This is a genomic window from Curtobacterium sp. B18 (assembly GCF_000333375.1).
Lineage (GTDB): Bacteria > Actinomycetota > Actinomycetes > Actinomycetales > Microbacteriaceae > Curtobacterium.
Window position 1 is genome coordinate 1 of the sequence record NZ_BACZ01000114.1, and the last position, 12,567, is coordinate 12,567.

Genomic DNA, 12,567 nt, shown 5'->3' on the forward strand with positions numbered 1-12,567 from the left:
ACCCTGGTCCGGGCGAACATCAACCAGTTCATGGACAACGCCGAGGATCCGCAGAAGATGCTCGATCAGCTCGTGCGGGACTACACGAACAACATCGCCGACGCCAAGACGGCGATCGCACAGACGATCGGCAACGTCCGACTGCTCGAGCAGGACCACGAAGAGGACAAGAAGGCCGCGGTCGAGTGGGGGCAGAAGGCCGCCAACGCCTCCACCGCGGCCGACAAGTACCGCGCCGAGGGCAAGACGGCCGAGGCGGACAAGTTCGACAACCTCGCCAAGATCGCGATCGGCAAGCAGATCGCCGCCGAGCAGGAGGTCAAGGACGCCGAGCCGAACCTCGCCTCGCAGAACGAGGCGGTGGAGAAGCTCAAGGCCGGGCTCGCCGGCATGGAGCAGAAGCTCGAGGAGCTCCGCTCGAAGCGCGACAACCTCGTCGCACGCTCGAAGACGGCCGAGGCGCAGTCCAAGGTCAACGACGCGCTCGGGAACATCGACGTCCTCGATCCGACGAGCGACCTCGGTCGCTTCGAGGAGAAGGTCCGCCGCGAAGAGGCGAAGGTCCTCGGCCAGCAGGAGCTGCAGTCGTCGAGCCTCGACGCCCAGTTCGAGAGCCTCGAGGACGTCGGCAAGGACGCCGAGGTCGAAGCGCGCCTCGCCGCCCTGAAGTCCGGCGGTTCGTCGAGCCTCTGACACACCGTTCGGAACGACGCCGGACCGCGCCTGACAGACTGGCACGATGCACTTCCTCGTGGTCGGTCAGTGGCAGGGTTCGGCGTCGTCCCGTGCGATGCGCCTCGGGGACGGTGCCGCCGCGATCGCGGCCGACCTCCCCCGCGCATCCACCACCGTGGTCGACGTCCCCGCCGGAGCCGGCGACCGGCTCGAGACCGCCGTCGCCCGGTACACCTCGGTGCTCGCGGTCGCGGAGCGGGTGGCCGAGGAGACCACCGTCGCGAGCGAACCGGTCCTCGTCGTCGGCGGTGACGGTGCGAGCGTCCTCGGCGCGACGGTCGGCCTCGGCGCCGACACCGCCTTCGTGCGCATCGCGGGGTCGAGCGGGTTCCGCGCCCTGAACCGCGCCCAGCCGCTCGCCGCCGAGACCGCGGTGCTCCGGATCCTGGTCGACCGTCCGGACGACCTCTTCCCCGCGCTGCCCACCCTCGCACCGACGTCCGTCGTCGTCGCCGGGGTCCGCGGTGTCGAGGACGCCGAGACGAACGCCCTCGACCGCGCCGGCATCGTGCACCTCGACGTCGACGCCGCCACGCCGGACGCGATCGCGGCGGCGGTCGCCGCAACCGGCGCCGGGGCGGTCTTCGTGCACGTCGACCTCGACGTGCTCGACCCGTCCGAGGTCGACGGACTGCTCGAACCCGTGCCGTTCGGCCTCGACGGCGCCGGGCTCGTCGAGCGGATCCAGGCCGCCACGCGCGGGCGACGACTCGCGGGCGCGGCACTCACCGGGTTCGCGCCGGTGGACCCCGACCGCGCGGTCGACGACCTCGGCGTGATCCTCCGTGCGGTAGGCGCGCTGACGAGCGCTTCCCGGACGGCCTGACGGACGCCACCGGGGCACACGTCGCTCGGCGTGACCCATGCCGTCGCGCGTACGCTCGGCCGCATGACGGACTACGACCTCATCGTGATCGGCGCCGGCGCATTCGGCGAGAACGTTGGCGGACTACGCCAAGAAGCGCGGCCTGAGCGTCGCCGTGGTGGAAGCCGAGCTCGTCGGCAGTGAGTGCTCCTACTGGGCGTGCATGCCCTCGAAGGCGCTCCTGCGGAGCGGGCACGCCCTGGCTGCGGCGAAGCGGCTCGACTGTGCTGCGCAAGCGGTCACGGGCGACCTCTACGCCGCGCACGTGCTCGCCCGGGGGAACTCCTTCACCTCGGACTGGAAGGACGACGGCCAGGTCTCCTGGCTCGAGTCCGCGGGCATGAACCTGATCCGGGGGCCACGCCGGGATCACCGGCGAAAAGACGATTGAGGTTGGACGGCCCGACCTACCAGGCAGCGGGGGCCATCGCGCTCGTGACGGGCTCGGTGCACGCGCTCCCCGACGTGCCGGGTCTCGCCGACGCGAAGCCGTGGGGCACGCGCGAGGGCACCAGCGCGAAGGAGGTCCCGGAGAGCCTGCTCGTCATCGGCGGCGGGGGGGCGGCTCCGAGCTCGCGACCGCCTGGGCCTCCCTCGGGTCGAAGGTCACCCTCGTCGCCCGGCACGGACTGCTCGGCGGGATGGAGCCGTTCGCCGGTGAGCTCGTCACCGATGCCCTGCGCGAGCTCGGCGTCGACGTCCGCACCGGTGTGAACCCCACGCGTGTCGACCGCGACGAGCACGGCCTCGTGACGACCACGCTCGACGACGGGACGACGGTCGTCACGAGCGAGGTGCTCGCCGCGACCGGTCGTTCGGCCCACACGAAGGACCTCGGGCTGGAGACCGTCGGCCTCACCCCCGGTGACTGGCTGCAGGTCGACGACACCATGCTCGTGCAGGGCACCGACTGGCTGTACGCGGTCGGCGACGCCAACCACCGGGCACTCCTCACCCACCAGGGCAAGTACCAGGCCCGCGCCGCCGGCGAGGCGATCGCCGCCCGGCACCAGGGCTCCCCGCTGCACACCGAGCCGTGGGGCGCGCACGTCGCCACCGCCGACCACGCGGCGGTCCCCCAGGTCACCTTCACCGACCCCGAGGTCGCGAGCGTCGGCCTGACCGAGGCGAAGGCCCGCGAACAGGGCCTGAACGTCCGGGCGGTCGAGTACGAGCTCGGCAACGTGGCGGGCGCCTCGCTGCAGGCCGACGGGTACACCGGGCGCGCGAAGATGGTCGTCGACGAGGACCGTGGCGTCGTGGTCGGTGTGACCTTCGTCGGACAGGACGTCGCCGAGATGCTGCACGCCGCGACGATCGCCGTCGTGGGCGAGGTCCCGGTCGACCGCCTGTGGCACGCCGTCCCCGCCTACCCGACCATGAACGAGATCTGGCTGCGGCTGCTCGAGACCTACGGCCGCCCGGAGTAGCGGTGCGGAACCCCCTGCTCGACTCCCCCGTGTCCCGGGCGGGGTGGGCGTTCGCGACCGCGGTCGGCCTCGCCGTCGGCGTCCCGCTGTCCACCGGGGAGGTGCGGGTCGTCGACGGGCTGATCGTCTGCACCGGGCTGCCGCGGTGGGTCTTCCGCCGTGGTGGCACCTGCGTGGGGTCGGTGTACCTGACGCGGGACAACGACGGCGAACGGGTCCTGCGGCACGAGCGGGTGCACGTCGACCAGTGGCGGCGCTACGGGATGCTCATGCCCCTCGTGTACGCGCTGGCGGGGCGGGACCCCCTGCGGAACCGGTTCGAGATCGAGGCCGGACTCGAGGACGGCAACTACCGCTGACGCGCCCGCGCCGTGCCCCCGCCCGCGCCCCGCCCCCGCCCCGCCTCCGCGAGCGGGCGAAATACGTCCCGTTCGACGCGGGCCAGCGGCAGGTCCCGCCCGCTCGGCGGACGCGAGCGGCATGTCGTGCCCGCTCAGCTGGCAGGCGCGGCCGGACGGGAGGCACGGCGCGAGCCCGCCCTTCGCCTCCAGTCCGGCGTCCCTTGCTCACCGGACGCGTCGGCCCGAGCGGGCGGGATACGTCCCGTTCGACGCGGGACAGCGGCAGGTTCCGCCCGCTCGGCGGACGCGAGTGGCGTGTCGTGCCTGCTCGCGCGGCGGCGCGCGGAGCTCGAGCGGGCGAAATACGTCCCGTTCGGTGAGGGCGAGCGGCAGGTTCCGCCCGCTCGGCGGACGCGAGCCGCGTGTCGCGCCCGCTCGCGCGGCGCGCCCGCGGCGCGCCCGCGCGCGTCAGGCCGCGCGGCGCCGGGGCACCACGAGGGGCGTGCCGGTCTCGGGGTCGGTCACGACGACGCAGGGCAGCCCGAACACGTCCTCGACCAGCTCCTCGGTCACGACCGACGCCGGCGGCCCCGAGGCCACGATCGACCCGTCCCGCATCGCGATCACGTGGGTGGCGTACCGCGCCGCCTGGTTCAGGTCGTGCAGCACCGCGACGACCGTCCGACCGGCCGCGTGCAACGCCGACGCCAGTTCGAGCACGTCGTACTGGTGCGCGATGTCGAGGAACGTGGTCGGTTCGTCGAGCAGGACGATGTCGGTCTCCTGCGCGAGCACCATCGCGATCCAGACGCGCTGTCGCTGCCCGCCGGAGAGTTCGTCCACGCCGCGGTCGGCGAGCGACACGGTCGACGTCTGCTCGAGTGCGGCCTGCACGGCACGGCGGTCCGACCCCGAGGACGGGTGCAGCAGGTCCTGGTGCGGGAAGCGCCCGCGGGACACGAGGTCGCGGACGGTGATGCCGTCCGGCGCGATCGGCGTCTGCGGGAGCATCCCGATGCGGCGCGCGACGGCCTTGGGGCGGAGCGACGAGATCGGAGCCCCGTCGAGGTACACGGTGCCGGCGGTCGGCTTGAGCGTCCGCGCGAACGACTTCAGCAGCGTCGACTTGCCGCACGCGTTCGGCCCGACGATGACGGTGAGCTCCCCGTCCGGGATGTCGACGTCGAGCGCCGACACCACCACGCGGTCGTCGTACGCGAGCGTCAGCCCCCGGGCCCCGAGCGCGGTCGTCGGCACAGACGACGCAGACCCGGCACCGTCGACGGAAGGGCTCAATTCTCGGCCTTGCCGTGCCGCCAGTACCCCATGAACGCGACCTGTTCCCGGTCGAGCCCGACCCCGCGCACGAGGTGGCGTCGGAGTTCCTTCACGCAGCCGGCCTCACCCGCGATCCAGGCGTACACGGGCCGCGACGCCTCGGCGTCGGGGATGTCCCAGAGCACCTGCTCGTCGACGTCCACGTCCTGCAGGTCCGCTCCGTCGCCGCACGCGGGCCCGGCGGCGACCGTCGATGCCCATGCGTGCACGTGGTCGGTCATCCGGACGCCGTGCGAGGCACCGTTCCGGGCGATCCAGCGGACCTCGACGCCGGCGGGCGCGGACACCGGCAGGCGGTCGGCGTCGGTCGGTACCTCGATGAAGACGTGGCCGACGGTGGCGACGTCGAGCGCCTCGAGGATGGCGCAGATGGCGGGGGCGGCGGTCTCGTCACCGGCGAGCAGGATCCGGTCCGCGGCGCCGGGGTCGAACTCGGCCGCACCGGTCGGGAGCTCGGCGGGCGACGACGGCACGGCGGGCCCCACGATGCGGAGTTCGTCCCCGACCCGGCACGCCGAGACCCAGCGCGAGGCGGGTCCGGTGTCGCCGTGCGCGACGAAGTCGATGTCGAGCTCGCGGGCGTCCGGGCGGAACGACCGGACCGTGTAGGTGCGCAGCGGGTTCCGGATCGCGTCCGGCAGGGCACGCCAGGCCCCGTACCAGTCCTCGCCGTCGGGCAGGTCGGTGAAGCCGTGGCCGGGGATCGGCAGCACGATCTTGATGCGCTGGTCGAGACCGACCGACGAGAACTCGGCGAGGGCGTCGCCCGTCAGGGTCACCCGGACGAAGTGCGGGGTGAGCGACGTGACGGCCGCCACGCGGACGGAGAAGACACGGTACCGGGCTGTCACGACCCAAGTATGGCATGCCTTACCTAAGAGCCCCAAGGGTCCGCACGGTGCGAGGATCGTCCCCGTGCCCGATGCCGACGACGAATTCCACGACCTGGCCGACCTCGCTCGCGCGAGCGGCGTGACGGCGCCGATGCGCGCCTCCAGGCAGGTGGTCCGCACCACCGCCGGACAGGAGATCGCCGCGATCCGGTGGGACACGGCGGACGGTCGGGAGGCGCGGATCACCTACCTGCACGGGCTCGGCATCGACGCGCACAGCTTCGACCAGACCGCGCTCGCCGTCGGCGAGCCGGCGGTCGCCGTGGACCTGCCCGGCCACGGCCGGTCCGGCTGGCGCGAGGACGCGGACTACGGCGCCGGTGCCACCGCGCCGGACGTGCTCGCGGCCCTCCGGGCGCTCGACGTCCCGCCCGGGATCGTCGTCGGCCACTCCCTCGGCGCGATCCTCGCCGCCCGGCTCGCCGCGACCGCCCCGGAGCGCGTCACCGGTCTCGTCCTGGTCGACATGTCGCCGGACTTCGCCCAGCGGGCCGTCGACCGGATCGCCCGCGCCCTCGAGGACGAGGAGCCGTTCACGTCGCTCGACCAGGTGGTCGAGCGTGCCGTCGAGGCCCGGGTCGGGGACGACCGTCAGGTGCTCCTCCGCGAGGCCCGGCACACCACCAGGCTCGGCGCGGACGGCCGGCTCGTCCGGCGCCACCACTTCCCGCACCTGCCCGCCGGACGCACCTCGTCGGTGGGGCGCTTCGCGGACGCGTGGCCCGACCTCGAGGCCCTCGACGTGCCGGTGCTGCTCGTCCGGGGCGACCGCGGGTACGTGTCCCCGAAGCTGCACACGCAGTTCGCCGAGCGCCTGCCCGAGGCCGAGATCGTCACGGTCGCGGCCCGGCACGCCGTCCAGAACCAGGCACCCCTCGAACTGGCCGCAGCGATCCGGGCATGGGCGGAAGGTAACGGTTTGTTGCATCCGATCGAACAACCGTCGCCGGAGCACCCCGGCCGCCGCTAACCTCGTGCAAGCGCGCGCGACGACCGTCGCCACCGCGCCGGAAGGAACCCACCACCCATGAGTCCGCTCCCCGCCCGCAGCACCGCACGTCTCGGCCGCGCGGTCGTCGCCGCCACCGCGGTCGTCGTCGCTTCGGCCCTCGTGCTGACCGGATGCTCCGGATCCTCGACGGAGAACGGCGGCACCGACGCCACCGTCCGCGTCGGCCTCGTCCTCGAACCCACCAGCCTCGACATCCGCACGCAGTCCGGTGCCGCCCTCGACCAGGTGCTCATCGACAACGTCTACCAGGGGCTCGTCGGCCGCACGGCGGACGGCGGCGTCCGCGACGTGCTGGCGTCGAAGCACGCGGTGTCGGACGACGGCCTGACGTACACGTTCACGCTGCGTGACGGCACCACCTTCCAGGACGGCAAGGACGTCACCGCCGCCGACGTCGTCTGGTCGCTGCAGCAGGTCAAGTCGAACGCGTCGTACGTCGACTCCGCGCAGCTCGCGAACGTGACGTCGATCACCTCGCCGTCCTCCGGTGTCGTGGAGCTCAAGCTCGCCAAGCCCGACTCCGATCTGCTCTGGAACCTGACCGGGCGCGCCGGCCTCGTACTCGAGAAAGCCGCGAAGAACGACCTGTCCGACTCCGCCAACGGCACCGGCCCGTACGAGGTCGCGAGCTGGAAGCAGGGCGACTCGCTGACCTTCGCGCGGAACGCCGACTACTGGGGCACCAAGGCGAAGGTCGCGAAGGTCGTCTTCCGGTACATCACCCAGCCGTCCACCGCGGTGAACGCCATGGCGAACGGCGACCTCGACGTGCAGACCTCCGTCGACGGCACGCTGAAGAGCCAGCTGGAGAACAGCTCGGACATCTCGCTGCACACCGGCAAGACGACCGACAAGTACACGCTCGCGTTCAACGACCAGAAGGCGCCCTTCACCGACAAGCGCGTCCGTCAGGCGATCCGTCAGGCGATCGACGCCAAGGCGATCATCAAGGCGATCGGCGGCACCGGAGTCGAGCAGGGCGGTCCGATCCCGGAGCTCGACCCGGGCTACCAGGACCTCACCGACATCGACGCGTACGACCCCGAGAACGCGAAGAAGCTCCTGGCCGAGGCGGGGCACCCGAAGCTCGACCTCACGCTGACGTACGCGAACATCTACTCCGCCACGATCGGCGACGTGCTGAAGTCCCAGCTCGCCGACGTCGGCATCACGCTGACGGTCAAGCGGGTCGACTTCGCCACGTGGCTGTCGCAGGTGTTCGAGGCGCCGAAGAGCGGCACCCGCGACTTCGACCTCTCGATGGTGAACCACGTCGAGGCGCGCGACTTCGGCAACTGGGCGAACCCGGACTACTACTTCGGGTACGACAACGCCGAGGTGCAGTCGCTCTACGCCGACTCGGTCGCCGCGACGGACGAGGCCACCAAGGTCGCCGACCTGCAGAAGGCGGCGAAGATCGTCAGCGAGGACGCGGCCGGCGAGTGGCTCTACACGGCGACGTCGATCACGGCCGTCCGGAAGGGCGTCACCGGGTTCCCCTACGACGGCACGAACTCGCGCCTCGACCTGTCGAAGCTCGCCGTCAAGTGATCCTGGCAGGGACCACGGTTCCCGGAGCGCCGGTGTCGTGACCCGGTTCCTGATCGGGCGGGTGCTCCTGCTCGTCGTCGGCCTGCTGGTGGCCAGCGTCATCATCTTCGCCACGCTCCGGGTGCTCCCGGGGGACGTGGCGCAGATCGTCGCGGGCACGCAGGCGTCGCCGGCGCAGGTCGCCGAGCTCCGACAGCAGCTCGGGCTCGACCGACCGGTCGTCGTGCAGTACCTCGACTGGATCGGCGGGCTCCTCCGCGGCGACCTCGGCCGGTCGCTCGTCACCGACGGGCAGGTCGCACCCGAGATCGCCCAGAAGCTCGGCGTCACGCTGCCGCTCGCGGGCATGTCCCTCGTCGCCGCGCTCGTCATCGGGGTGCCGCTCGGCGTGCTCGCGGCGGTGCTCCGTCGGCGTCCGGGCGGCGCCGTGATCGCGTTCCTGGCGCAGGCGGTCGCCTCGATCCCGATCGTCTGGGCCGGCATGCTCCTCGTGGCGCTGTTCGCCGTGACGCTGCACTGGCTGCCGACGCAGGGCTTCCCGCTCGACGGGTGGGACGAGCCCGGACGGGCGTTCGCGGCGCTCGTGCTGCCCGCGCTGACGATCGGCGCTGTCGAGGGTGCCGTGATCCTGCGGTTCACCCGGTCGGCGACGCTCAGCGTGCTCGACGCCGACCACGTCCGGACGGCCGCGGCCGTCGGGCTCACCCGGACGCAGGCGCTGCTCCGCCACGGGCTCCCCTCGGTGGCCCTGACGGTGCTGGCCGTGCTCGGCGTGCAGATCGCCGGCCTGCTCGTCGGGGCCGTCGTCGTCGAACAGCTCTTCTCGCTCCCCGGCGTCGGCAGGATGCTCGTCACCGACGTCGGCCGACGGGACGTCACGAAGGTGCAGTCGGAGCTGCTCGTGCTCACCGGGCTGGTGCTGCTCGTGGGCTTCGCCGTCGACGTGGTGCACCGCACGCTCGACCCCCGCCAGCGCGAGGTGTCCGGATGAACGGGGTGTCCGCGTGATCCGCCGACTCGTCGCCCGACCGACCGGGGTCTTCGCCGTGGTCGTCCTCGGCCTGCTCCTCGTCCTCGCCGCGGTGTCGCTCGTCTGGACGCCGCAGGACCCCTTCCGCGCCGACCCCTTCCACCAGTGGGAACCACCGAGCCCGGCGCACTGGTTCGGCACCGACGCCTCCGGTCGGGACATCGCGAGCTACCTGCTCGCCGGCACCCGCACGACCGTGCTCGTCGCGGTGGGCTCCGGCGTGATCGCGAGCGTCGTCGGCATGGTCCTCACCGCGATCGGCTCGCTCACCGCGCGCTGGGTCCGCGAGGGCACCGCGGTCCTGCTCGACATCCTCGTGGCGTTCCCGACCCTCCTGACCGCGATGCTCCTCACCGCGATCGCCGGCGGGTCGCTCGGCGTCGTGATCGTCAGCGTCGGCCTGTCCTTCGGCGTGACGATCGCCCGGGTCGCCCGCGGGGAGATCCGCCGCATCGCCCGGAGCGACTACGTCACCGCGGCGCGGGCGTCGGGCGTCGGCGGTGCCGGGGTGTTGTTCCGCCACCTCGTGCCGAACGCGGCGCCCCTGTTCACCGTGCAGCTGTCGCTCGCGATGGCGACCGCGGTCCTCGCCGAGGCCGGCCTGTCGTACCTCGGCTACGGCGCCGGGTCGAACACGGCCTCGTGGGGCAGCCTGCTGTCCGACCTGCAGACGTACATCGGCGTGCACCCGTGGAGCGCGACCTGGCCCGGTGCGGCGATCGCCCTGGTCGTCGCGGCCCTGTCGCTGCTCGGCGATGCCGTCCGCGACGCGACCGACCCGCGCCTGACCACGAGCGACCGTGCGGCCGGTGGTGCGGCGACGCCCAGCACGCCGGACGACCCGACCACGTCGAGCACGGGGGTGACCGCATGAGCGACGCGACCACGCCGGGCACCCGAGCCTCCGGGCTCGAGGTGCGCGGACTGACGGTCCGCATCGACCGTCGGACGATCCTCGACGACGTGACGTTCACCGTGCCTCCCGGCCGTCGCGTCGGCGTCATCGGCGCGTCCGGGTCGGGCAAGTCGATGACCTCGCTCGCCCTGATGGGTCTCGAGCCCGCGGGGGCGAGCGTCACGGGCAGCATCCGGCTCGACGGCACCGAGCTCGTCGGTCTGCCCGACCGGGAGCGCGCCCGTCACCGCGGCGCCGGCATCGCGATGGTCTTCCAGGAACCCGGCACCGCGCTCGACCCGCTCCGTCGCGTCGGCGCGCAGATCGCCGAACCGCTGCGGCTGCACCGCGGGCTCGACCGACGCGCGGCAGCGGCAGGGGCGCTCGACCTGGCGGTCCGGGTCGGGTTGCCGGACCCCGAGTCGCTCGTGCGGCAGTACCCGCACCAGCTGTCCGGTGGGCAGCGGCAGCGGATCTGCATCGCGATGGCGATGGCGGGACAGCCGTCCTACCTCGTCGCCGACGAACCCACCACCGCGCTCGACGTCACGACCGAGGCGCGCATCCTCGAGCTGTTCGAGGGCCTCACCGCGGGCATGGTGTTCGTCACGCACGACCTCGCCGTCCTCGCACGGATCGCCGACACCGCGGTGGTCCTCGACGCCGGCCGGGTCGTCGAACAGGGCTCGGTCGCCGGACTCCTCGCGGCGCCGCAGCACCCCGCGACGGCCGCGCTCGTCGACGCCGCCCGCGCCACCGCCCGCCGTGCCCCACGGACCGGAGACTCCGCATGACCGACGTCCTGCACGCCGAGGGCCTGCACCGCACCTACCGACTCCCCCGCCGCGGCCCGTTCGAGCCAGGCCCCGTCCGGACCGCGGTCGACGGGGTCGACCTGTCCGTCGCGCCCGGCGCGCGTCTCGGGATCGTCGGCGAGTCCGGTTCCGGCAAGTCGACGTTGGTGCGGCTGCTCGCCGGCCTGGAGGCGCCTTCCGCCGGCACCGTGACCGCGTCCGGTCGTCCGGTGGTGGCGTCCGCATCAGCGGCCGCGATGCGCTGGTTCCGTCGCGAGACCGGGGTGGTCTTCCAGGACCCGTACGCCTCGCTCGACCCGCGGATGCGCGTCGGTGCGATCGTGGCGGAACCGCTCCGGGCGCTGCGGATCGATGGGGACCACCGCGAGCTGGTCCGTGACGTCCTGGAGCGGGTCGACCTGCCCGCCGAGGCCGTCGACCGGTACCCGCACGAGTTCTCCGGGGGGCAGCGGCAGCGCATCGCGATCGCCCGGGCGGTGGTGCACTCCCCGCGGATCCTGTTCGGCGACGAACCGATGAGCGCCCTCGACGTCGTGGTGCGGGCCCGCGTGATCGACCTGTTCCGGTCGCTCGCCGACGACCTCGGGCTGACCCTGGTGCTGGTGTCGCACGACATCGGCGTGGTGCAGCGGCTGTGCGACACCGTGGCGGTGATGTCCGCGGGGCGGATCGTCGAGCACGGGCCGGTGTCCCTGCTCGACGCGCCGGAGCACCCGGTGACCCGGGCCCTGGTGGATGCGGCGCCGACGCTGCCGTAGGGCGGGCCGTGCGGTGCGTCGTCGGGGGCGGACTCGGAACGACATCGTCGACGTCGTACGACAGCGACGATGTCGTTCCCCCGCGCGCGCAACCGTTGCGGACGCGCAGGAGCGACATCTCCGACGTCGTACGACCACGACGATGTCGCACCGGCTCGCCGTCCCCGAGGGGCTCGCCGTCCCCGACGGGCTCGCCGTCCCCAAGGGGCTCGCCGCACGCCAGCGCCCGGCGCCGCTGGGTCAGGCGGTCCAGGCCGCCGGGTGCCGCCGCTGCCACCGGAGCCGCCGCTCGAGCTGCGCGCCGATCGCCAGGAGCACCCGCTCGCCACCGGGACGCCCGATGAGCTGCACACCCATCGGCAGTCCGGCGCCGTCCGGGTGCTCCTCGTCCGTCACCCCGACGGGCAGCGTGATCGCCGGCAGCCCGGCCACGTTCGCCATCGACGTCCACGGTGAGTACGCGCACTGGCGGCGGAAGTCCTCCTCGGGGTCGTCCCCGTACCAGCCGAGCGGCCGCGGCGTGAGCGCGAGGGTCGGCGTGAGGACAGCGTCGAACCGGTCGAAGGTGCCGATGAGTGCGGCCGAGAACGTGTCGAGCGCCGTCATCGCGTCGAGTACCCGTGTGCCGGTCAGGGTGCGGCCGCGGTCGACGAGCCACGACACCAGGGGCGTCAACTCCGTCAGGTCGATCCCGGGGCTTCTCGCTCGACTCGGAGGCAGCACGACGACGGATCTTGTCGTTGTCGGGGTTCTTGCGCATCGCGTTCCGGACGCCCTGGCTCGACCACTCGCGCTGTGTGCGGGCGCGGGAGACGAGGTCCGCCTTGGTGGACGCGAACTCCTCGTAGGCGTCGCGCTTGTGCTGGCGGGCGATCTCGCGTTCCTCGAGGTACGAGTCGTAGCC

General features: G+C 72.9%; 12 protein-coding genes and 2 pseudogenes. 10 read left to right on the top strand and 4 right to left on the bottom strand.

From position 1 onward, the window contains the following. The 4 genes and pseudogenes from I5E_RS03120 to I5E_RS03135 all read left to right on the top strand — a co-directional run. On the top strand, positions 1 to 693 hold a 693-nt coding region (locus I5E_RS03120; protein ID WP_022905705.1), incomplete at its 5' end, for a PspA/IM30 family protein. A gap of 46 nt (positions 694 to 739) precedes the next feature. Next, complete coding sequence (locus I5E_RS03125) at positions 740 to 1,561, top strand: arginase family protein (protein ID WP_022905706.1); 822 nt, start codon at positions 740 to 742, stop codon at positions 1,559 to 1,561. A 63-nt stretch (positions 1,562 to 1,624) separates the two neighbouring features. Then, positions 1,625 to 3,030 (top strand): annotated as a pseudogene (locus tag I5E_RS21060) (dihydrolipoyl dehydrogenase family protein). Positions 3,031 to 3,032: 2 nt separating this feature from the next. Further along, positions 3,033 to 3,389: a hypothetical protein gene (locus I5E_RS03135; RefSeq protein WP_031261316.1), complete on the top strand. Its 357-nt coding sequence runs from the start codon at positions 3,033 to 3,035 to the stop codon at positions 3,387 to 3,389. Between the two features lie 450 nt (positions 3,390 to 3,839). On the opposite strand, the gene I5E_RS03140 is transcribed toward I5E_RS03135, so the two are convergent. Then, the gene (locus tag I5E_RS03140) at positions 3,840 to 4,628 is read right to left on the bottom strand and encodes an ABC transporter ATP-binding protein (RefSeq protein ID WP_022905708.1); all 789 of its coding nucleotides are present in this window, start codon (positions 4,626 to 4,628) and stop codon (positions 3,840 to 3,842) included. Positions 4,629 to 4,663: 35 nt separating this feature from the next. Beyond that, entirely contained in the window at positions 4,664 to 5,560 is an 897-nt protein-coding gene (locus I5E_RS03145) for a siderophore-interacting protein (RefSeq protein WP_022905709.1), read from the bottom strand. A 64-nt stretch (positions 5,561 to 5,624) separates the two neighbouring features. Between I5E_RS03145 and I5E_RS03150 the strand changes: the two genes are divergently transcribed. From I5E_RS03150 to I5E_RS03175, 6 genes are read left to right on the top strand one after another with little or no spacing between them, the layout of a single operon-like run. Next, positions 5,625 to 6,572: an alpha/beta fold hydrolase gene (locus I5E_RS03150; protein WP_022905710.1), complete on the top strand. Its 948-nt coding sequence runs from the start codon at positions 5,625 to 5,627 to the stop codon at positions 6,570 to 6,572. A gap of 57 nt (positions 6,573 to 6,629) precedes the next feature. Next, on the top strand, positions 6,630 to 8,165 hold the full coding sequence (locus tag I5E_RS03155) for an ABC transporter substrate-binding protein (RefSeq protein WP_022905711.1): 1,536 nt from the start codon (positions 6,630 to 6,632) through the stop codon (positions 8,163 to 8,165). Between the two features lie 37 nt (positions 8,166 to 8,202). Continuing rightward, on the top strand, positions 8,203 to 9,156 hold the full coding sequence (locus tag I5E_RS03160; protein WP_022905712.1) for an ABC transporter permease: 954 nt from the start codon (positions 8,203 to 8,205) through the stop codon (positions 9,154 to 9,156). A 13-nt stretch (positions 9,157 to 9,169) separates the two neighbouring features. Then, positions 9,170 to 10,069, top strand: coding sequence for an ABC transporter permease (locus I5E_RS03165; RefSeq protein ID WP_022905713.1), 900 nt, complete (start codon positions 9,170 to 9,172; stop codon positions 10,067 to 10,069). After that, positions 10,066 to 10,884 carry an ABC transporter ATP-binding protein gene (locus tag I5E_RS03170; protein WP_022905714.1) on the top strand — a complete coding sequence of 273 codons (819 nt, stop codon included), beginning with the start codon at positions 10,066 to 10,068 and terminating at the stop codon, positions 10,882 to 10,884. The genes I5E_RS03165 and I5E_RS03170 overlap by 4 nt, the downstream gene beginning before the upstream one ends. After that, positions 10,881 to 11,663 carry an ABC transporter ATP-binding protein gene (locus tag I5E_RS03175; RefSeq protein WP_022905715.1) on the top strand — a complete coding sequence of 261 codons (783 nt, stop codon included), beginning with the start codon at positions 10,881 to 10,883 and terminating at the stop codon, positions 11,661 to 11,663. The genes I5E_RS03170 and I5E_RS03175 overlap by 4 nt, the downstream gene beginning before the upstream one ends. Before the next feature lie 240 nt (positions 11,664 to 11,903). Here I5E_RS03175 and I5E_RS03180 read toward each other — a convergent pair whose 3' ends face one another. Together I5E_RS03180 and I5E_RS26195 are read right to left on the bottom strand one after the other, a co-directional pair. Continuing rightward, on the bottom strand, positions 11,904 to 12,386 hold the full coding sequence (locus tag I5E_RS03180; protein ID WP_261974848.1) for an amidase family protein: 483 nt from the start codon (positions 12,384 to 12,386) through the stop codon (positions 11,904 to 11,906). Beyond that, positions 12,361 to 12,567, bottom strand: a pseudogene (locus I5E_RS26195) (ABC transporter ATP-binding protein); the annotation flags it as partial. The gene I5E_RS03180 and the pseudogene I5E_RS26195, both read right to left, overlap by 26 nt.